We start from the raw sequence: 20,659 nt of genomic DNA on the forward strand, positions 1-20,659 counted from the left end.
ATCATGGTGCTTGTATGAGAAGTGGCAGCTACGGGCGGCCATCCAGGCGGTGACCGCCCCGACACACGGGAGGAAGGTTATGGCCGGCTTTCATGTCATGGCGGACGCGCGTGGAATGCACGTGCAGCCCACGGTGCGCCGCATCACCAGCGCCGATCTCTTGGATGCGCTGCGGCTCGGCGCCGACGATTTCTGGGCCAAGCCCTCGCACTACGTGTTCCTGTGCCTGATCTATCCGATCGTCGGCCTGATCCTGACGCGGTGGACTTCCGGTTCCAACGCCATCCAGCTCATCTATCCCTTGATGTCGGGCTTTGCCCTGGTCGGTCCGTTTGCCGCCATCGGCCTCTACGAGATCAGCCGCCGGCGCGAGCTCGGCATGAACACCGACTGGCGGCATGCGCTGGATGTGCGCCGCTCGCCGGCGCTGCCAGCGATCGCGGCGATCGGCATCATGCTGCTCGCTTTGTTCCTGCTGTGGCTGTACACGGCCCAGGCGATCTATACCGGGCTGTTCGGCGACCAGCCGCCGGCCTCGATCGGCGCCTTCATCCGTGAGGTTCTGACGACCAGCAAGGGCTGGACGCTGATCCTGCTAGGCAATGCGGCCGGTTTCGTCTTTGCAGTGGTCGTGCTGGCAACGACTGTCATCGCGTTTCCGCTGTTGCTCGACCGCGATGTCGGCGCCGTCTCGGCCATCGAGACTTCGGCGCGCGCGGTGATGGCAAATCCGCTGCAGATGGCGCTGTGGGGCCTGATCGTCGCCGTGCTTCTGGTCATCGGCTCGATCCCGCTGTTTGCCGGGCTCGCCGTCGTCATGCCGATCCTCGGCCACGCGACCTGGCATCTCTACCGCAGGGTGGTCGAGCCGGAGCGGGCACAGCAAATAAGGCGGCCGATGTAGGCCGGCAGACCAGAGGGGAGGCGCTGTCCCGCCAGCCTGTCATCTCTGGGCGACGGCGAGCCGCTCAGCCGACGATGCGCAGATTGGACAATTCGTTGGCGATTTCCTTGAAATTGTCCGACAGGGTCGCCCCGGTCGCATTCCAGAACAGCTTGGCTGGTTTGGTCGGGTCGGTCGCATCCTTGCGGAAGCGCGAGTCCGAGGAACAAGCCTTCAGCGCGTCGAGCGCCTTCTTGTCGTCGGTGGCCGACAGGTCGAGCGCCACGGTCATGACGAGAATGTTCGAATTCTTCGCATTGGCGCAAAGGGTCTGCATCTGCTCGTCAAGCGCGGCGGTGTAGTTGCCGCTGGTATAGGTGGTCTTGCCGACATCGTCGCTTGTGTTCATGAACAGCCGCGTCACGCTTCCCGACGCGGGATATATCAGGCCGGTATAGCCGTAAGCGGCGTAAGTCGACCTGTTGTTGGCATAGTTGCTGTCGCTGACGGCGCTGTAGGTGTTGGCGCCGTCGGTCAGCACGATGACCACCTTGTCGTTGCCCCGTTCGCTGTTGGGCCGCCCTTCCGTGAACGGTTCGTTGCTCGACACCGTCCGCCAGCCCCAGGCCAGCCCCTCCGGCACGTTGGTATTGCCGTTCGGCGCCATGGCGTCGATGGCGTTCTCGATCTCCTGTTTCTCGCCAAGCTGGCTGACGTCCTTCAGCGGCGTGATCGGGTTGGTCGTGCAGGAAGAATTCGGGCCATCGCCCGCGGCTGCCGATTTCGAGCCGTAAGGCTTGACCAGGAAATACTTACGCATATCCGACTGCCGTTGCGCCGCGGTCGGATCGGCGACGTAGGGCCAGTCGGCCCACCAGTTGTTGCCGTAATTATAGGAAAGGGCGGTGACATCATCGACGCCATCACGGTTGAAATCGCGCCACAGCGTGCCCGCTTCGTCGGGCGCGAACATCGGCACGAACAGCGTGGCCGGACTGGCGGTATCCGGCGTCGTGTCGTCATTATTGTACGGATACGGTCTCGCCTCCACGCAACCCTGCCAGCTCGCATAGCGGCTGGTGGTGTAGATATATTCCGGGGTGGTCCAATGGCCGCTGCTGCAGTTGCCTTTTTTGTTATAGGTGTCGCAGATATACTGTTTCGTGTTCGGCACTTCTTCGCGGCCAGACTCGACCGTGATGTCGGCGTAAAGGCTGAAGCGGGTCAGTGGTTGATCCTGGGTGTCGCCCCAGCCGGTGCCGCGCTTGTACCAGACGCCGCTGAGCTTCTCCGCGTATTTGTCCGGATCATTGGCGGGGGTCATCGTCGTCCAGTCGAAATTCTCGTGCTGGATCGGGGAGATGCCGTCCTGATCCATCCATCTGTCTTCGTCATGGGTGGGGCCGACATTGACCGAGGCGGCGAACGGCACGAGAGAGAACTGCACCGGTTTGCTGATCTGCTTCATCTGCTGCGCCTGCAGCGCCAGCGTTCCGACAAGCTGCTTGGCGGCTGCCTTCAACAGGTCTATCCGCTTCTGGCCGGTGCCGGAGCCGAGGTAGTCCATCGAGCCGGAATTATCGAGCACGAGAGCAACTTCCAGCGTGTTCTTGAGGCGGATGTCCGAGCACGCCGTGTAGGTCGTATCCTTGGCGGTCCCGCCGATCAGCATTCCGGCGGCCGGCAGGAAATAGGGACGGTATGTCAGGGCGCTGCAGAGCTTCAGCGTGCCGCCACCGGCATTGTTGTTGGGCAGGGTGACGGTAAGCACCGTATCCGCCGGATCGACGTGAGCGAGATTGGCCTCGAAGAAACTCTTGGCATAGGCCTTGGCGTCGCTGTCGCTCGCGCCGGAGACGATCTGCTGAGCGGTGGCGATGCCGGCGGCATCCAGGGCGTTCAGCGCGTCCTGCTTCTGGCGAAGCAGTTGCGAGTAGTCGATGCTGAGTGCCAGCCCGCCCATCAGCGGCACTATGGTAATGACCGTCATCAGCGTGTAGTTGCCACGCCGATCCCGCCAGAATTTGCCCAACATGTCTTTGATTGCCCCCAGCAAGCCCCAGTTATCGCTGGACATTGTCATCAATCGCTAAATTTCAGATTGCTAAAATATGTTCAAGACGAACTCATCTTTTTAAAGCCGGTTAACTATCTTTCCGACCCGGTATTAGGCCGTTCCCAAGCCACCGCGGGCGAGATGATTGGCTTTGGACAGCAGGCTGCGTTCATGTCGATGCCATTGGCGAAAGCTGGTGACAGGGTTAAGAGCTTCAGCTAATCCAAACCCGGCTGCGGCGGACCGTCGGCTGCGGCTTCTGCAACATCATGACCCTGGGAAAATGGTATGGCGCATTCGCCCGACATCATCGGCTCGCTCGCGGATTTGTCGGGAGCCTACGCGGCCATCCTTTGCGATGTCTGGGGCGTGGTCCACAATGGTGAATGGCATTTTCCGGCCGCGGCCGAGGCGCTGGCCACCGCGCGCACGATGAAGATACCCGTGGTTCTCATCACCAACTCACCGCGCAGAAGCGCCGACGTGGTGGCGCAGATGAACGCGATCGGCGTTCCGGCCGCCGCCTATGACCGCGTCGTCACCTCCGGTGACGTCACCCGCGACCTGATTGCGGAGGGTCCGCGAAAGATCTTCCATATCGGCGCCGACCGCGATTTCACGCTCTATGACGGTCTCGACGTCGATCTGGTCGAGGAGTTCGAGGCCTCCGGCGTGGTCTGCACCGGCCTGTTCGACGACGAGGCGGAAAAGCCGGAAGACTATGCCGATCTCCTGCGGCGGCTGCGCGCCAGGAATCTGCCTTTCATCTGCGCCAATCCCGATATCATGGTCGAGCGCGGCCAGCGGATGATCGGGTGCGCGGGGGCACTCACCCGCGACTATGCCCAGCTTGGCGGACGCACGCTGATTGCCGGAAAGCCTTTTGCGCCGGTCTATGATGTCGCGCTGAGGGAGGTCGCCGAATTGCTCGGCCGCCCGGTAGAGCGCTCAGCTGTGCTGGCCATAGGCGATGGCATGATGACCGATATCAAGGGCGCTGCCGACAACGGCTTCGATGTGCTCTACGTATCGGGCGGCATCCACGCCCGCGACTATGGCGATCCGCTGCAACCGGATCCGGCCAGGCTCGCCGCCTTTCTTGAAAAGCATGGCTACCGGCCGGTCGCGGTCATTCCGAGACTGCGGTAGGGCCGAGACTACAGTAGGGTCGTTCCCATGGAAGCCTCGAAATGACCGAAGCCTTCGAACGCGTTTCCGCAACCTCGCCGCTGCCGCCCGATTTGCGCGGTGGCGTGGTGGCGATCGGCAATTTCGACGGCGTTCACCGCGGCCATCAGGCCGTGCTCGAGCGCGCGCTCACCGAAGCACGGCGGCGCGGCGTGCCTGCTCTTGTGCTGAGCTTCGAGCCGCATCCGCGAAAAGTGTTCCGGCCCGACATCCCGCTGTTCGTGTTGACGCCGCCGCCGATGAAGGCGCGGCTTTTGTCGCTCCTGGGCTTTGCCGCGCTTGTCGAACAGCCGTTCACGCGCGGCTTCGCTTCCTTGTCGGCGGAAGCCTTCGTGACCGACGTGCTGGACCGGAATCTCGGCATCAGTCATGCCGTGACCGGCTTCGACTTTCATTTCGGCAAGGACAGGCAAGGTGGCCCGGCCTATTTGATGGCGGCCGGCGAACGCCACGGCTTCGGCGTCACCCTGGTCGACGCGTTTCGCGACGAGGGCGCCGAGGTGGTGTCGTCGAGCCGCATCCGCACGCTGCTCTGCGAGGGCGAGGTGGCCGAGGCCGCCGGCCTGCTCGGCTACCGCTTCACGGTTGAAAGCGAAGTGATCGGCGGCCAGCAGCTTGGCCGCACGCTGGGCTTTCCGACCGCCAATATGAGGCTTTCGGCGGAAGCGACCCTGAAGGAAGGGATCTATGCCGTTCGCTTCCGCCGCGCCGACGGCACGCTCTATGACGGCGTCGCCAGTTTCGGCCGCCGTCCGACCGTTGACGACAATGGCGCACCGCTCCTGGAAACCTTCGTCTTCGACTTTTCCGGCGATCTCTACGGCGAGATCTGCGCGGTGTCCTTCTTCGGCTACCTGCGCAGCGAAGTGAAGTTCGACGGGCTCGACGCACTGGTCGCGCAGATGAAGCGCGACGAGGCCGAGGCGAGGGCGCTGCTTGCCGGCGTCAGCCCGCTGTCCGAGCTCGACGCGGCCGTTGCTTTTTGAACTATTCCTTCAGCGCAAGTCCGACCGCGATGAAGCTCCAGCCCTGGAAGATCAGGTCGATGGCCAGGAACAACCCCAGCACCCACAGGCTGTTGACCGGCCAGCCCATGGCGATGACCAGCCCCGCCAGCGCGCTGATGACGCCGGCCGCGACCAGCCAGCCCCAGCCTTTCTCCGGCTTGTGCTTGTAGCCGACCCAGGCCCTGAGCGCGCCTGAAACGAGAAGGGCGACCGCCAGTAGAAAAGTCAGAACTGCCGAGGCCAGCAGCGGATTATAGAAGGCGAAGAACCCGGCGACGGCGTAGAGCAGGCCGCTGAGCAACCAGTAGAAGAAGCGGCCCCATGTCTTGACCCCGAAAGCATGGATAATCTCGATGACGCCGGCCATCAGCATCAGCCAGCCGACGACATAGACTGAAGCTACAGTGGCGATGAACAGATTGCCGAAGGCGATACCGCCGAAGATCAAAAGCAGCACGCCGAGTGCGACGAACCATCCCCATTTCGCCTTCGTCTGGCTGATTGCGTCTTTCAAGGCATCGCCCTGCAGTGTCATCGCCCTTCTCCCTCAAAATTATTTGGCTTTTTGCCGGCTTGGAAGGTAACGCCGATAGGCTTGCCCGTAAAGCGAGCAGCTTGCGAGCACCACACCTGCTTCAGGTCGGCGCGTTCCTGAAAAGTGCTGAACAAACTGAAGTTCGCTTTCATCGCGGCTTCGGCTAAGCTCCTGTCCTCGGGCGGGAACCTGTCGAATGGACAACCACTTCGGACATTACCGGCTGAAACGCGCGGAACGGCAATTGCTCGGCCCGGACGGATCGGTGGAGCTTGCCGCGCGTTCCTTCGATATCCTGGTCACCTTGCTGGACAGGCCGGACGCGGTGGTCGGTAAGACCGAACTCTTGGACAGCGTCTGGCCCGATATGGTGGTAGGGGACAATACTCTGCAGGTGCACATTTCTGCGCTGCGGAAGGCGCTTGCCCCCGGCATGATAATGACCGTTCATCAACTGGTTCTACCACGTCAATATGTTTCGGCATCGAGAGGATTGGGAGCATATCGACGCAAGATTGCCGAAGGCTGATCTAATGGGAACCGCTGGTTCAAAATGAGCAATGTCGACGAACACCTCGATCTCAGCGAGATCAACACCGTCCGCCAATTGCTCACGTCAAAGCCACGGCCGGTGGGCTGGGACGAGCGCCGGGCGCGGCTCGATGAGGTCGGTTCGGTCTGGCCGGTCGCCGATGACATCCGATGCGAGGATGTGGTTTTCGACGGCCTCGCGGGAGAGTGGTCCCTGGCGCCCGGGTGCGACAGGGACAAGGTTCTGCTCTTTTTCCACGGAGGCGGCTATTGCTCGGGCTCGCTCAAAAGTCATCGTCGAATGGTGACCGAGGCAGGCCGGGCAATGGGGATGCGCACGCTTGCGATCGACTATCGACGCGCACCGGAACATGCCTTTCCTGCGCAGCATGAAGACGCGCTCACCGCATGGCGCTTTCTGACCCGGGAGGGAATCGCACCGGATCGCATTGTGGCTGGCGGAGACAGTGCGGGCGGCAACCTGACCCTGTGCCTGGCCGGCAGATTGCGCGCGGCAGGCGAGCGGTTGCCGCGCTGTCTTTGGCTGGTTTCGCCCTGGACGGACCTTTCGATGTCCGGCGCGACACTGTCGAGCAAGGACGCGATCGACCCCGTCATTCACCGGGCATATCTGGAGGAACTGGCGGCAGCCTATGTCCCGCATGGTGTTGGCCGGCGCGATCCCCTGATCTCGCCGCTGTTTGCCGATCTGAGTGGATTTCCCCCTGTGCTGATACAAGTCGGTTCCGCCGAGGCGCTGTTATCGGATGCGACGCGGCTCGCGGAAGCCGCCGGCGTGGCTGACGTCAAGGTGCGCCTCGAAATCTGGCCGCATATGATCCACGCCTGGCCGGTCTGGAATGCGGGTTTGAGCGCCGGCCGCCGCGCTCTCCACAGCGCCGGCACATTCGTCCGCGAATATTTGTAATCTCCCTGAAGCGGTTTCTGGCGCCTGAGGTTTCGGTCTGGCGCGCCATATGGTTGGCGACAATGTCGAAGAGTCTCGCCCCGATGTTACGGCTATTAAGTCAAATTTTACCGAACTGGCGCCATGGCTTGGGTGATGCCGGGTATTTTCCCCGGCGTGTTTCGCGTATGAGGCAACGATGCGTTCCGTTCGAGCGATCCCGGCGATTGTGGCCGCCTCTCTGTTAAGCGCGCCGGATATCGCCCAAGCCGGCGAGGGCGCTTTCGGCTGGCTCTCCGGCGACTGGTACCTGACGGTCGGCGCCACCGGCCTGGTCGCCCCGGACTTCGAAGGCGCCAAGAGCTATATGCTCGGCGCCCAGCCGATCATCTCGCTCGGCAAGGCTGGCCCCCAGGCCCGCTTCACCTCGCGCAACGACAACATCTCGCTGGCGCTGATCGATGAGGGTGGTGTCCGCGCAGGCTTGACCGGCAAGATCCTGTTTTCGCGCGACGGCGGCGACGCCGACGAACTGAAAGGCCTCGACCCGGTACGCTGGGGCGGCGAGGCCGGCGGCTTCTTCGAATTCTATCCGCTGGACTGGCTGCGCGCCCGCGCCGAGTTGCGACGCGGTATTCGCGCCCATAACGGCTTTGTCGCCGACATTGCCGCCGACGCCTTCTATGATGTGACGCCGGAGGTCAGGCTTTCGGGGGGGCCGCGTGTTTCGTTCGCCTCATCGGACTATTTCGACGCCTATTACGGGGTCAATGCCGAGGAGGCCGTGGCTTCAGGCCTCAGCGAGTACCATCCGGGCGGCGGCGTGAAATCGGCGGGTCTCGGCGGCGCGGTGACCTGGAAGGTGACCGAGCCGATGACGGCCAGCCTGTTCGGCGAGTATTCGCGCCTGATGGGTCCAGCGGCCGATTCCAGCCTGGTCAAGGAGCGCGGCGACCGCAACCAGTTCACCGTCGGCGTGTCGACCACTTACCGCTTCGACTTTTCGATGTAGGTTCTATCCCAGCAAGCGCGTATCGATCGGGTGCGTCGTGACGCCAACGATGTGGATGCCGTCGCGAGCCAGCAGATCCGGGTTGAGGAGATAGTTCCTTGTGAACGGGATAATTGCACAAGGGACTTCCATGACGGAATGGCTGGCGGCAGCAACAAACTCCGTCCCGAGCCGCTGCGTTGTGGCCAGATCGTCCTTCCAGTCATCGGGTAGTTCCGCAGATGTGACGGCAATGTCGTCCGGCACGCTGATCTCCAGCAGCTGATAGGTCTCGGGCATGTCTTCCGCGTCGACATGCACCAGGATTTCGAGCAGCGCGGTGGCCGGATGATCGGCGCAGTAGACTATAGGCACTCCCATGACGTTCCAGCGGCCGGCACTGACTAGGCCGCCAATGCCTGAAAGGTCGGCGTAACCGGAAATGCGCCAAAGCCGCATAAGTCAGGCAAAGATGCCATGGTCGATACGATGGAGTTCTTCCTCCACCAGGACTGCGCCCGTTTCGGACTGCATCAGGTTGATCGGTGTCTCGTTGAGCACCCTGCTGCGCTTGCGCAGCCAGCGCTGTGCCTTCTCGTGATTGCCGAAAACCCGATCCGCCATCGCCGAGATCCGTTCAAGCCGCACCACGCGGTCGGATTCGGCGATCGTCAGCGTTTCGTTTCGCTCCTTGCGCCGCGCCAGCGTGCGCCGCGGGCCAACGATTTGAAAGATTTCATCATTGCTGAAGCCGATCTGACGAAGCCCTTCGACCCTGGAGATGTGAACCAGAAACCGCTCTGTCGCTGCATCCGGGATAGCGGCATTCGCGCCGGAGCGTTCTGTTTTCGAGTTTGGCTGGACCTTGAGGCGCAAGCTGGACATCGGTTTGGCTCCGTTGCCATTTGCCCATATACATAGGCGCAATTGGCACGGACTGCAAGAATCCCCACAGGAAAGCCGGCGACAGGAAAGCGGGCACGAGTTCGGGCTTTCCAACGGGGCCGGCCTCGTCTAAAAGCCCGATTATGACGCAGTTTACCCACACCTTGGCGATTGCGATACGAATTACGAGCCCGGTGTTCCCTGCGGCCTGAGCGCCGCCGGAGCCGCCGGGTGTCTTGCGCGTGCCCTCTCGCGCTTTCTCCTGATCATCAACGCATATCGCCCAAAAGTGGGTCCGGTTTTGGGAAAACGATATGTGTCAAAGCGAAGATTTCAACGCCCGAGCTCCTTTGCCGCCGGGCAACGCACATGGCAGACCAATGACCGACACCGCAATGACCGATACTGTTGAAACGATCGACTATTCCAAGACGCTTTATCTGCCGCAGACGGATTTCCCGATGCGCGCCGGCTTGCCCGAGAAGGAACCGCTGCTGGTCAAGCGCTGGCAGGACATGGACCTCTATCGCAAGTTGCGCGAAAGTGCTGCCGGCCGCACCAAATACGTGCTGCATGACGGCCCGCCCTACGCCAACGGCAACATCCATATCGGCCATGCGCTGAACAAGATCCTCAAGGACGTCATCACCCGCTCGTTCCAGATGCGCGGCTACGATTCGAATTACGTGCCCGGCTGGGACTGCCATGGCCTGCCGATCGAATGGAAGATCGAGGAACAGTACCGCGCCAAGGGCAAGAACAAGGACGAGGTGCCGGTCAACGAATTCCGCAAGGAATGCCGGGAATTCGCCGCCCACTGGATCAAGGTCCAGGGCGGCGAATTCCAGCGGCTGGGCGTCGTCGGCGACTTCGACAATCCCTATACGACCATGGCCTTCCATGCCGAGGCGCGCATCGCCGGCGAGCTGTTGAAATTCGCTCTGTCGGGCCAACTCTATCGCGGCTCCAAGCCTGTGATGTGGAGCGTGGTCGAGCGCACCGCGCTGGCCGAGGCCGAAGTCGAGTACCAGGACTATGAGAGCGACACGATCTGGGCGAAGTTCCCCGTCGTCAGCCTCGCGCGGCCTGTCATCTCTGCCGAAGACGGGCAGCCGGCAACGCTGAGCGAGACCGCGCTCGACTTGCTCGAGGCCCATGTCGTCATCTGGACGACGACGCCATGGACCATCCCCGGCAACCGCGCCGTCAACTATTCGCCGCGCGTCGCCTATGGCCTTTACGAGGTGACGGCGGCTGAGAATGCGTTCGGCCCGCAGCCCGGAGAAAAGCTGATTTTCGCCGACGCGCTGGCCGAGGATGCCGCCGCCAAGGCAAAAGTCACCTTGAATCGTCTTCATAGCGTTTCGGCCGAACAGCTTGGAAGCCTTACGCTTTCGCATCCCTTCAAGGGGTTGAACGGTGGTTACGAATTCCCGGTGCCGATGCTTGCCGGCGACCATGTCACCGACGATGCCGGCACCGGCTTCGTCCACACCTCGCCAAGCCATGGCCGTGAGGATTTCGATGCCTGGACGGATGCCGTATCGGATCTGCAGGCGCGCGGCATCGACACGGCGATCCCGTTCCCCGTCGACGATGCCGGCTTCTTCACCAAGGACGCGCCGGGCTTTGGCCCGGATCGCGAGGGTGGGCCGGCGCGCGTCATCGACGACAACGGCAAGAAGGGCAATGCCAACCAGGCGGTCATCGACGAGCTGATCAAGCGCAACGCGCTGTTCGCGCGTGGCCGGCTGAAGCACAGCTACCCGCATTCCTGGCGCTCGAAGAAGCCGATCATCTTCCGCAACACGCCGCAATGGTTCGTCTACATGGACAAGGATCTCGGCGATGGCACGACGCTGCGCAGCCGCGCGCTGAAGGCCATCGACGACACCCGCTTCGTGCCGGGGGCGGGCCAGAACCGCATCCGCGCCATGATCGAGGAGCGCCCGGATTGGGTGCTGTCGCGCCAGCGCGCCTGGGGCGTGCCGATCGCCGTCTTCGCCGACGAGGACGGCAATGTGTTGAAGGACGAAGCGGTCAACCAGCGCATCATGGATGCCTTCGAGACCGAGGGCGCCGACGCCTGGTTCGCTGCCGGCGCCAAGGAGCGTTTCCTCGGCAACCACGATGGTTCGAAATGGCATCAGGTCATGGACATCCTCGACGTCTGGTTCGATTCCGGCTCGAGCCATGTCTTCACGCTTGAGGACCGTCCGGACCTGAAATGGCCGGCCGACCTCTACCTCGAAGGCTCCGATCAGCATCGCGGCTGGTTCCACTCCTCGCTGCTCGAAAGCTGCGGCACCAGGGGCAGGGCGCCTTATGACACCGTCGTCACCCATGGCTTCACCATGGACGAGGAAGGGCGCAAAATGTCGAAGTCGCTCGGCAACACCGTCGTGCCGCAGGACGTCATCAAGCAGTCGGGCGCCGACATCCTGCGCCTGTGGGTGGTGACGACCGATTACTGGGAAGACCAGCGGCTCGGCAAGAACGTGTTGCAGACCAACATCGACGCCTACCGCAAACTCAGGAACACCATCCGCTGGATGCTGGGTACGCTCGCCCATGACGATGGCGAGGAAGTGCCGCTGGACAAGATGCCGGAGCTGGAGCGGCTGATGCTGCACCGGCTTGCCGAGTTGGATGAAGTCGTGCGTCAGGGCTACGACGCCTTCGAGTTCAAGCGCATCACCCGCGCGCTGCTCGACTTCATGGTGGTCGAGCTGTCGGCCTTCTATTTCGACATCCGCAAGGACGCGCTTTATTGCGACGCGCCGTCCAGCGTGAAGCGCAAGGCTTCCGTGCAGGTGGTGCGCCATCTTTTCGATTGCCTGGTGAAATGGCTGGCGCCGATGCTGCCCTTTACCATGGAAGAAGCCTGGCTCGACCGTCATCCCGACGCTGTCTCGTTGCATCTCGACCAGTTTCCACAGATCCCGGCAGACTGGAAGAATGACGCGCTGGCGGAAAAATGGCGCAAGGTGCGGCAGGTTCGCCGTGTCGTGACCGGTGCACTCGAGATCGCGCGCGCCCGGAAGGTCATCGGTTCGTCGCTGGAGGCGGTGCCGGTCGTCACCCTCGACGATGCGGCGCTGGAAGCAGCGATTTCTGATGTCGACATGGCCGAGATGGCGATCACCAGCGACCTGGTCATTGTCCATGGCCAGGCGCCGGCAGAGGCCTTCACGCTGGACGACGTCAAGGGCGTCGCCGTGGTGGTGGAGAAGGCCGAGGATCGGGGCCTGGTCAAATGCGCGCGCTCCTGGCGCTATACCGCCGATGTCGGCAGCGACGCGGAATTCCCCGATGTTTCGGCACGGGACGCCGCTGTGCTGCACGAGTTGAAGGCTCTCGGTCGTATCTGATGCATGTCGCCCAAAAGTGCGTAGCGGTTTTGGGACAACGACATGCATCGAGCAAAGAGTCATGTCGCCCAAAAGTGCGAAGCGGTTTTGGGATAACGAAATGCATGGCCACCATATCGGTGCAAAAGTGCCACGGGGGGCGGCTGATCGGCCCCCGCGCGTTGCCCTTAACGGGTGGTTGAGGTAAACACGCGAAACTCCGGCCGACAAATTGTCGCCGGATTTCCGTCGCAAGTGCATGGATGATGGGGATCGGACCTTCGGCCGGTGGCGATCGAGAGGCAGTCTAGAGTGGGACTTTTTGGCATGACCGAAAGAACTTGCGCGCGCATTGCGCTGCTGGCGCCGCTTGTCGTATCGGGCTTCGCCCTCTCCGGCTGCATGGGCTCTCCGACCTACGGCACCGACAAGACCGCCGGCGAACAGCTTGCCGGCGATCTGACCAGCGCCTTTTCGATCTCGCCCCAGCGCAAGGAGCGGATCGACTACAAGCCGCGCCCCGAATTGGTGAAGCCGGGACCGGGGCAGAAGGAAAACCTGCCGCCGCCGCAGGAAAGCATCGAGACGGCGAGCGCCGACTGGCCCGAATCGCCCGAGCAGCGCCGCGCCCGCCTGCGCGCCGATGCCACCGCCAATCAGGACGATCCGTCCTACCAGGCGCAGATCGTCGATGATGTGCAGACCGATCCCGCCTCGGTGAAGAAGGCGATGGCGGACTCGGCCTCCAGCCACCCGCCGGCCTGGTCACCGTCGGATTCGGACAAGGGCCGCGCCGATGAGATCAAGCGCCGCCAGGCCGAAGCCAACCAGGGTGATCCGAACACCCGCAAATATCTCAGCGAACCGCCGTTGCAATACCGTGTTGCCTCTGACACCGCGCCGCAAAATGAGCTCGGCGAGGACGAGTACAAGAAGGAGCGTCGCCTCAAGAAGGAGGCGGCCGCCAAGAGCAAGGGCGGCAGCGGCTGGTTCGACTGGCTACCGACCTGGTAGGTACCGCCGATATTTCGTCGCTTTGACGACGCCGATCCGTTCAGGGTTCGCGCCGCTCCCGGAAGAAATCCTTCAGCAGCAAGGCTGCCTCGCTTTCCGCCAGGCCCGGATAGATGTCGGGCACATGATGGCAGGTGGGCGATGTAAAGAAGCGCACGCCATTGACCACCGCGCCGCCTTTTTCGTCGGCGGCGCCGAAATAGAGCCGGCGCAGCCTGGCGAAGGAAATGGCGCCGGCGCACATGGCGCAAGGCTCCAGCGTGACATAGAGATCATGGCCGGTGAGCCGCTCGCTGGAGAGCTTGCGGCAAGCTTCGCGGATCGCCAGTATTTCGGCGTGCGCGGTGGGGTCGGCAAGCTCGCGGGTGCGGTTGCCGGCTTTTGCCACGACCGTATCGCCGCTGGCGATGACGGCGCCGACCGGCACTTCGCCGCGTAAGGCGGCAGCCTCGGCCTCGCGCAGCGCCAGCGCCATGAAATCCGGCCGCTTCACGCGGTTTCCATTCCGATTATCCCCTCGCTACTCGACGGCGATCCTGTTATCTAGCGCATGATCCCTGAAAACCGGAATCGGTTTTCGCTGGGGATCGTGCGCAAAATCAAAGTACTGCAGCGTCATTTGCGCGTCCGTGAGGACCCACGGCGCTGTAGCGGCGCAAACGAGCAAAGGCCACATGGACGACAACGACAAGAAATTCCCGCGCCAAAAAGGTCCGGGCAAAAGCGGCCCGAGAGCGGCCGGGCCGCGCCGCGATGGCGCCGGCAAGGGTGGCGGCTTCGGCGCCAAGAAACCTTATGCACCGCGCGGCGCCCGGCCCATGGCGGCCGAAGGCGAGCGGCCGCAGCGCGATTTCAAAAGCGGTGACAAGCCGTTTCACAAAGGACCGCGTCCCGAAGGCAAGCCCTTCGAGAAGCGGGAAGGTCCGCGCAAGCCTTACGCGCCGCGCGGCGATCGTCCGATGGCAGCCGAAAGCGAGCGGCCGCAGCGCGATTTCAAGCGCGAGTACAAGCCGCGCGAGCCAGGCGAAGCGCGCGCCGAAAGACCGTTCCACAAAGGTCCGCGCCCGGAGCGCAAGCCCTATGAGAAGCGCGAGGGCGCGCGCAAACCTTACGCGCCACGCGGCGACCGGCCGGCTTCCGCAGCGGCCGGTGGCGAAAAGCGCTTCGAGCGTCCCAAGCGCGACTTCAGCGATCGCCCGAAGCGGGACTTCGGTGGAGATCGGCCGCCGACCTCAAAAGCCGGCTTCAAGCCGCGCCCGCGTCCCGCCGAGGCAACGGAAGAGGCCGGCGAGCGCATCGCCAAGCGGCTCGCCCGTGCCGGCCTCGCCTCGCGCCGCGATGCCGAGGAGCTGATCGCGGCCGGCCGCGTCAAGGTCAACGGCCGGGCTCTCACCTCGCCGGCCTTCAACGTCATGCCGGGCGACATCATCCATCTCGACGGCATGGAGATCCCGCCGATCGAGCGCACGCGGCTGTTCCTGTTCCACAAGCCGGCCGGCGTGGTGACCACCAATCGCGACCCCGAGGGGCGCAAAACCGTCTTCGACGTGCTGCCGGCCGATTTGCCGCGGCTGATGACCATTGGCCGGCTCGACATCAACACCGAAGGCCTGCTGCTGCTCACCAATGATGGCGGCCTGTCGCGCGTGCTCGAATTGCCGGCCACCGGCTGGCTCAGGCGCTACCGCGTGCGCGTCCACGGCAAGGTCGAGGAAAGCGCGCTCGCCGGTCTGCGTGAAGGCATCGCCGTCGATGGCGTCTTCTATGGCGCGATCGAGGCGAGCCTCGACCGCGAGCAGGGCTCCAACGCCTGGCTGACGATCGGCTTGCGCGAGGGCAAGAACCGGGAAGTAAAAAACATCCTCGGTTCCCTCGGCCTTGATGTCACACGGCTGATCCGCATTTCCTACGGGCCGTTCCAACTCGACGAATTGCCGGAGGGCCACGTGCTGGAGATCAAGGGCCGCGTGCTGCGCGACCAGCTCGGCGAGCGCCTGGTCGAGGAATCCGGCGCCAATTTCGACGCCGAGATCACCAAGCCGTTTTCCAACAAGCCGGTGCGGCGCACCGAGCCGCGCCACGAAGAGGTCGAGCGGCCGAAATTTGCGCGGGACGGGGTCGACCGCCGTCCGATCGGCGAGGGCGGGCTGATCAAGAACCGCAAGCGTCGCGAGGGCAGCCGCGACGAGGCGTTGGGCAAGCTTTCGACAAGTCCCGAAAGAAGCGCGCGGCCGGAAAAGAGTTTTGGCGAGCGCGGCCCGAGACCTGAGCGCAGCGACTTTGGCGATAAACCGCGCGGCGGCTTCGGCGACAAACCGCGTGGCGGCTTTGGCGACAAGCCCCGTTTCGGCGGCAAGAAATCCGAGCGCGAGCAGCGGCCGATCGAGCCGCCGGGCCAGCGCAAGGCCAATGTCTGGATGGCGCCCGGCTCGCGTCCCATCGGCAAGGGCAGGGCGGAAGCCGATGCCGCCAAGGCGGCCGAGGCCAAGGCGCGCAAGGCCTCGTTCAAGCCGGCCTATGGCAAGCCTGGTGGCGCCAAGCCATTCGGCAAGCCGCGTGGCGACAGGCCTGAAGGTGGCGGCAGGGACGGTGAGCGACGGGGCGGCGGCCCCAAGGGACCCAGGACGAGATGAGAATCGTCGGCGGCGAGTTTCGCGGGCGCCCGCTGGCGACGCCGCGCGATCATGCCATCCGCCCGACCACCGACCGCACCCGCGAGGCTCTCTTCAACGTGCTGGCGCATCGCTTTCCGCAGAGCCTTGAAGGCGCGCGCGTGCTCGACCTCTTCGCCGGCACCGGAGCGCTTGGCCTCGAAGCGCTGTCGCGGGGTGCTGGCTATGGCGTCTTCATCGAGGAATCGGCCGAAGGACGCGGCCTGATCCGCACCAATGTCGAGGCCTTTGGGCTCACCGGACGCACCAAGATTTTTCGACGCGACGCCACGGCACTGGGCGAGGCTGGCACGCTTTCGCCTTTTGGACTGGTCTTCGCCGATCCGCCCTATGGCAAAGGCCTCGGCGAGCGCGCCCTGCGCTCGGCCAGGGACGGCGGCTGGCTTTTGCCGCGCGCCCTCTGCGTGGTCGAGGAAGCCGCGGCGGCGCCGTTTGAGGTTGGGCCAGGCTTTGTGGTGGTCGACGAGCGCGGTTATGGCGAGACGGTGATCCGGTTTATCGAGGTTGGGTGAGGGGTGTTGTATTCCGCTAGGCCCGAGTTCCGCCAGCATTTGCCGGACGTGGCCATGGAGCGGGGCGAGGAAGCGCAGCGCCTTCAAAATGACGAACAATTCACTTTGCCTCGGCCAGCAACCCTGCCTATCGTCTCGCCACAACAACCGGAGCCATCGATGAAACCTTCTGAATGGCTGCGCGGAACGCTGCTGACGCTGGCCCTGGCGACGACGCCCGCACTCGCCGCCGGCGATGGCACGGTGACGAATTTCCTGCTCGACAACGGCATGGAGGTGGTGGTCATCCCCGATCACCGCGCGCCGATCGTCACCCATATGGTGTGGTACAAGATCGGCAGCGCCGACGAGCCGCCGGGCAAATCCGGCATCGCGCATTTCTTCGAGCACCTGATGTTCAAGGCGACGACCAACCATGCCGCCGGCGCGTTCGACCGCGCCGTCTCGGCCATCGGCGGCTCCAACAACGCCTTCACCTCCTATGACTACACCGCCTTCCACGAGACGGTGGCGCCGTCCGCGCTCGGTGAAATGATGAGCTTCGAGGCCGACCGCATGCGCAACCTCATCCTCACCGACGATGTCATCAAGACCGAGCGCGATGTCATCCTGGAGGAGCGCCGCTCGCGCATCGACAGCAATCCGCAAGCGGTGCTGGAGGAGGAGGTCGACGCCACGCTCTGGCAGAACCAGCCCTACCGCATTCCGGTGATCGGCTGGATGAAGGAGATGGAGCAGTTGAACCGCGCCGACGCCAAGGCCTTTTACGACAAATATTACACGCCCAACAACGCGGTGCTGATCGTTGCCGGCGACGTGACGCCGGAAACGGTCAAGGCGCTGGCCGAAAAAACCTATGGCAAGGTCGCGCGTGGGCCCGATCTGCCGCCGCGCATCCGTCCGGTCGAGCCCGAGCAGAACACCAGGCGCACGGTGACGCTGACCGACGCGCGCGTTTCCGTGCCGGCCTTTACCACGCAATGGGTGGTGCCGTCCTATCACACGGCAAAGCCCGGCGAGGCGGAAGCCCTCGATCTGCTGGCCGAGATCCTCGGCGGCGGCAATCGCAGCCGGCTCTACCAGCAGCTTGTCGTCAGCCAGGGCATCGCCGCCACTGCCGGCGCCTGGTTCCAGGGCAGCATGCTCGACGCCACCAATTTCACCGTCTACGGCGCGCCGCGCGGCGATGCCAGGCTGGCCGATGTCGAGGCCGCGGTCTATGCCGAGATCGCCCGCATCGCCAGCGGCGGCGTCACCGACAGCGAGCTGGAGAAGGCCAAGGACCGCTATATCAGGTCGATGATCTTCGCCCGCGACAAGCAGGACGACATGGCCAACATGTATGGCGCGACGCTGGCCACCGGCGGCAATGTCAGGGATGTCCAGGAATGGCCGGACCGGATCCGCAAGGTCACCGCCGACCAGGTCAAGGCGGTCGCCGCGAGGTATCTCAAGCTCGATCATTCGACGACGGGGTATCTGCTGCCGCAGACACAGGCGGGGAATTGATTTGATGATGAGCTTGAGCATCATGCCTGTTCGCGAGACCGCCCCCTCATCCGGCCGCTTGGCGGCCACCCTCTCCCCGTGGGGGAGAAGAGAGTTCCGCCGGCGCTGGCAAGCTCCTCTCCCCCACGGGGAGAGGTCAGCCGAGCGAAGCGGAGGCTGGGTGAGGGGGAGCGCCGACCTTGGCAAGTGGCGCGTCGCCCTCTCCACCCTCTTCCTCGCCATCCTCTTCCTCATCCTCCCCCCACTCACCGCCCGCGCGGCGATGAACATCCAGCAGGTGACTTCGCCCAAGGGCATCACCGCCTGGCTGGTGGAGGATTATTCCGTGCCCATCATCGCCATCCGCTTCGCTTTCGATGGCGGCTCCACGCAGGACCCCGCGGGCAAGGAGGGGCTGGCCAATCTGATGACCGGCCTGTTCGACGAGGGCGCCGGCGATCTCGACAGCGAGGCCTTCCAGGCAAAACTGGACGAGGTCGGCGCCGAGATGAGCTTCGATGCGCAGCGCGACGGCACCTATGGTTCGATGCGCATGCTGGCCGAGCAGCGCGACGGGGCATTCGACCTGCTCGGCATGGCGATCAACCATCCGCGCTTCGACCAGGCGCCGATCGACCGCATCCGCTCCCAAGTCCTGTCCGGCATCATCGCCAGTGAGCGCGACCCCAACACGATCGCCCAGACCAAATGGCTGCGCGCGATCTACGGCGCGCATCCCTATTCCAGGCCCGACCAGGGCACCAGGCAAAGCATCGCCACCATCACGCCGGCCGATCTCGCCGCCTTCCACAAGGCGAACTTCGCCCGTGGCGGCCTGCATGTGGCGGTGGTCGGCGCCATCGACGCCGAGACGCTGAAGAAGAAACTCGACGCCGTCTTCGGCGACCTGCCGGAAAAGCCGGCGCTCGCCCCCGTCGCCGATATCGCCCCCAAGCTCGGCGAGCAGGTCGCGGTCGATTACGATTTGCCGCAGACCTCGCTGCAGCTCGCTTATCCCGGCGTCAAGCGCCAGGCGCCGGATTTCTTCGCCGCCGCGCTGATGAACGAGATCCTCGGCGGCTCGGCCTTCACCTCGCGCCTTTACGACGAAGTGCGCGAAAAGCGCGGCCTGGCCTACAGCGTCAGCTCCGGCCTTGTCGACCACCGGCATGCCAATGCTTTGGTCATCTCCACCGCGACGCGTTCCGACCGCGCGGCCGAGACGCTGGCGCTGGTGCGCAAGGTGGTCAAGCAGATGGCCGATGAGGGCCCGACCGAGGCCGAACTCGAAGCGACCAAGAAATACATGGTCGGCGCCTATGCCATCAGCAATCTGGATTCTTCCAGCTCCATTGCCTCGACGCTGCTCGAACTGCAGCTCGACAAGCTCGGCATCGACTATATCCAGCGCCGCGCCGCGCTCATCAACGGGGTGACGCTGGATCAGGTCAAGGCGGTGGCGAAGAAGCTGCTTTCGCCAGAGCCGTCGATCATGGTGGTGGGGCCGAAGCTGGGGAGCAAGGGATGAGCCATCCTTTGTTGCGGCAGACCCCTAGCCCCTCCCCACAAGGTGCCCCCTCATCCGGCCGCTTCGCGGCCACCTTCTCCCCGTGGGGGAGAAGAGGCTGGCGCCGGCGCCGCGACTTCCTCTCCCCTCGGGGAGAGGTCGGATTGCCCGGAATTGCTCTTCGCAATTCGGTTGGCAATCCGGGTGAGGGGGCTTTTTCGTCAAGCTCTGCCGCACGGAGCCTCAAAAATGCCCGCTAGCCCCACCTTCGGCATCGCCTTTGGCGGCGGCGGGGCGCGCGGGCTGGCGCATATCCATGTCATCGAGGCGCTGGACGAGCTCGGCATCAGGCCGGTGGCGATATCGGGCTCCTCGATCGGCGCCATCATGGGCGCCGGCATGGCCTCCGGCATGACCGGCAAGGACATGCACGACTATACGCGCTCGGTCCTCTCGCGCCGGGTCGAGGTGGCCACCCGCATGTGGCGCGCCAGGCCCGGCACCTTCGCCGAGGCGCTGCAGGGCGGCCTGCGCGTCACCCAGTTCAATGTCGAGCGCATCTTGAAAGCCTTTTTGCCCGAAGCGATCCCCGAAAGCTTCGCCGAATTGAAGATCCCGCTGAAGGTGACGGCGACCGACTACTACGGCCACCGGTTGAAGGTGATCAGCGACGGCGAACTGCATTCGGCCCTTGCCGCCTCGGCCGCCATTCCCGCCGTGTTCCGCCCGGTGATGCGCGACGGCCGCCTGCTGATCGACGGCGGCATCTACAACCCCGTGCCGTTCGATCTCATCGAAAAGGACGCCGACATCATCATCGCCGTCGACGTCGTCGGCGCGCCGACCGAGGCCGAGCGCAAGCACCCGACCTCCGTCGACCTGATGTTCGGCGCCACGCAGCTGATGATGCAGTCGATAACAGCTCACAAGCTCAAACAGTGCCGCCCCGACATTCTGGTGCGCCCGGCGGTGTCGAAATACCGCGTGCTCGACTTCATGAAGATCGACGCCCTGATGAGCGAAACGGTAGCGATCAAGGACGAGCTGAAGCGGGAGATCGAGCTGGTGATGGAGGCGAGGGCAGGTGCGATGGTGAAGGGCAGGCGGGGGAAAGGGTAGGGTAGAGTCGGGAC

The 20,659-nt window shown here is 63.9% G+C and carries 19 protein-coding genes; 13 read left to right on the forward strand and 6 right to left on the reverse strand.

Features of this window, described 5'->3' with window-relative positions; all coding sequences use genetic code 11:
• The first annotated feature begins 79 nt into the window (after positions 1-79).
• Complete coding sequence (locus MESS2_RS14510; protein ID WP_008875101.1) at positions 80-904, forward strand: DUF2189 domain-containing protein; 825 nt, start codon at positions 80-82, stop codon at positions 902-904.
• A 64-nt stretch (positions 905-968) separates the two neighbouring features.
• On the opposite strand, the gene MESS2_RS14515 is transcribed toward MESS2_RS14510, so the two are convergent.
• Positions 969-2,918: a pilus assembly protein gene (locus MESS2_RS14515; protein ID WP_008875102.1), complete on the reverse strand. Its 1,950-nt coding sequence runs from the start codon at positions 2,916-2,918 to the stop codon at positions 969-971.
• 309 nt (positions 2,919-3,227) lie between these two features.
• On the opposite strand from MESS2_RS14515, the gene MESS2_RS14520 reads away from it, so the two are divergent.
• Positions 3,228-4,088: a TIGR01459 family HAD-type hydrolase gene (locus tag MESS2_RS14520; RefSeq protein WP_008875103.1), complete on the forward strand. Its 861-nt coding sequence runs from the start codon at positions 3,228-3,230 to the stop codon at positions 4,086-4,088.
• 41 nt (positions 4,089-4,129) lie between these two features.
• Complete coding sequence (locus MESS2_RS14525; RefSeq protein ID WP_008875104.1) at positions 4,130-5,113, forward strand: bifunctional riboflavin kinase/FAD synthetase; 984 nt, start codon at positions 4,130-4,132, stop codon at positions 5,111-5,113.
• 1 nt (position 5,114) lies between these two features.
• Here MESS2_RS14525 and MESS2_RS14530 read toward each other — a convergent pair whose 3' ends face one another.
• The gene (locus MESS2_RS14530; RefSeq protein ID WP_008875105.1) at positions 5,115-5,669 is read right to left on the reverse strand and encodes an HdeD family acid-resistance protein; all 555 of its coding nucleotides are present in this window, start codon (positions 5,667-5,669) and stop codon (positions 5,115-5,117) included.
• Positions 5,666-5,821, reverse strand: a complete 156-nt coding sequence (locus MESS2_RS32320; RefSeq protein WP_157357718.1) for a hypothetical protein — start codon at positions 5,819-5,821, stop codon at positions 5,666-5,668. The genes MESS2_RS14530 and MESS2_RS32320 overlap by 4 nt, the downstream gene beginning before the upstream one ends.
• Before the next feature lie 44 nt (positions 5,822-5,865).
• Here MESS2_RS32320 and MESS2_RS14535 point away from each other — a divergent pair, with 44 nt between their 5' ends.
• The 3 genes from MESS2_RS14535 (at position 5,866) to MESS2_RS14545 (ending at position 8,119) form a co-directional block, all read left to right on the forward strand.
• Positions 5,866-6,198 carry a winged helix-turn-helix domain-containing protein gene (locus tag MESS2_RS14535; protein ID WP_008875106.1) on the forward strand — a complete coding sequence of 111 codons (333 nt, stop codon included), beginning with the start codon at positions 5,866-5,868 and terminating at the stop codon, positions 6,196-6,198.
• Between the two features lie 24 nt (positions 6,199-6,222).
• The gene (locus tag MESS2_RS14540) at positions 6,223-7,128 is read left to right on the forward strand and encodes an alpha/beta hydrolase (protein WP_008875107.1); all 906 of its coding nucleotides are present in this window, start codon (positions 6,223-6,225) and stop codon (positions 7,126-7,128) included.
• 178 nt (positions 7,129-7,306) lie between these two features.
• A complete protein-coding gene (locus MESS2_RS14545; RefSeq protein WP_008875108.1) occupies positions 7,307-8,119 on the forward strand; it encodes a MipA/OmpV family protein in 813 nt (270 codons plus the stop codon).
• Between the two features lie 3 nt (positions 8,120-8,122).
• Here the strand turns inward: MESS2_RS14545 and MESS2_RS14550 are convergent, their stop codons facing one another.
• Together MESS2_RS14550 and parS are read right to left on the reverse strand one after the other, a co-directional pair.
• Positions 8,123-8,557: an RES family NAD+ phosphorylase gene (locus MESS2_RS14550; protein ID WP_008875109.1), complete on the reverse strand. Its 435-nt coding sequence runs from the start codon at positions 8,555-8,557 to the stop codon at positions 8,123-8,125.
• Positions 8,558-8,560: 3 nt separating this feature from the next.
• Complete coding sequence (gene parS, locus MESS2_RS14555; protein ID WP_008875110.1) at positions 8,561-8,983, reverse strand: type II RES/Xre toxin-antitoxin system antitoxin; 423 nt, start codon at positions 8,981-8,983, stop codon at positions 8,561-8,563.
• Between the two features lie 395 nt (positions 8,984-9,378).
• On the opposite strand from parS, the gene ileS reads away from it, so the two are divergent.
• Both ileS and MESS2_RS14565 read left to right on the forward strand, forming a co-directional pair.
• Positions 9,379-12,354, forward strand: coding sequence for an isoleucine--tRNA ligase (ileS, locus tag MESS2_RS14560; protein ID WP_083918527.1), 2,976 nt, complete (start codon positions 9,379-9,381; stop codon positions 12,352-12,354).
• A 306-nt stretch (positions 12,355-12,660) separates the two neighbouring features.
• Positions 12,661-13,347 (forward strand): hypothetical protein, encoded by a 687-nt coding sequence (locus MESS2_RS14565; protein WP_008875113.1) that lies wholly within the window; start codon positions 12,661-12,663, stop codon positions 13,345-13,347.
• Between the two features lie 40 nt (positions 13,348-13,387).
• Here the strand turns inward: MESS2_RS14565 and MESS2_RS14570 are convergent, their stop codons facing one another.
• Positions 13,388-13,840: a nucleoside deaminase gene (locus MESS2_RS14570; protein ID WP_008875114.1), complete on the reverse strand. Its 453-nt coding sequence runs from the start codon at positions 13,838-13,840 to the stop codon at positions 13,388-13,390.
• Positions 13,841-14,021: 181 nt separating this feature from the next.
• On the opposite strand from MESS2_RS14570, the gene MESS2_RS14575 reads away from it, so the two are divergent.
• The 5 genes from MESS2_RS14575 to MESS2_RS14595 all read left to right on the forward strand — a co-directional run bounded on the left by MESS2_RS14575 (position 14,022) and on the right by MESS2_RS14595 (position 20,645).
• Positions 14,022-15,980 carry a pseudouridine synthase gene (locus MESS2_RS14575; protein WP_008875115.1) on the forward strand — a complete coding sequence of 653 codons (1,959 nt, stop codon included), beginning with the start codon at positions 14,022-14,024 and terminating at the stop codon, positions 15,978-15,980.
• Positions 15,977-16,531, forward strand: coding sequence for a 16S rRNA (guanine(966)-N(2))-methyltransferase RsmD (rsmD, locus tag MESS2_RS14580; protein WP_008875116.1), 555 nt, complete (start codon positions 15,977-15,979; stop codon positions 16,529-16,531). Before MESS2_RS14575 ends, rsmD begins: the two co-directional genes overlap by 4 nt.
• A gap of 159 nt (positions 16,532-16,690) precedes the next feature.
• Entirely contained in the window at positions 16,691-18,040 is a 1,350-nt protein-coding gene (locus MESS2_RS14585; RefSeq protein ID WP_008875117.1) for a M16 family metallopeptidase, read from the forward strand.
• A gap of 160 nt (positions 18,041-18,200) precedes the next feature.
• Positions 18,201-19,547 carry a M16 family metallopeptidase gene (locus MESS2_RS14590; RefSeq protein WP_008875118.1) on the forward strand — a complete coding sequence of 449 codons (1,347 nt, stop codon included), beginning with the start codon at positions 18,201-18,203 and terminating at the stop codon, positions 19,545-19,547.
• A gap of 228 nt (positions 19,548-19,775) precedes the next feature.
• On the forward strand, positions 19,776-20,645 hold the full coding sequence (locus tag MESS2_RS14595; protein ID WP_008875119.1) for a patatin-like phospholipase family protein: 870 nt from the start codon (positions 19,776-19,778) through the stop codon (positions 20,643-20,645).
• The last annotated feature ends 14 nt before the right edge of the window (positions 20,646-20,659 follow it).

It is taken from the genome of Mesorhizobium metallidurans STM 2683, assembly GCF_000350085.1.
GTDB lineage: Bacteria > Pseudomonadota > Alphaproteobacteria > Rhizobiales > Rhizobiaceae > Mesorhizobium > Mesorhizobium metallidurans.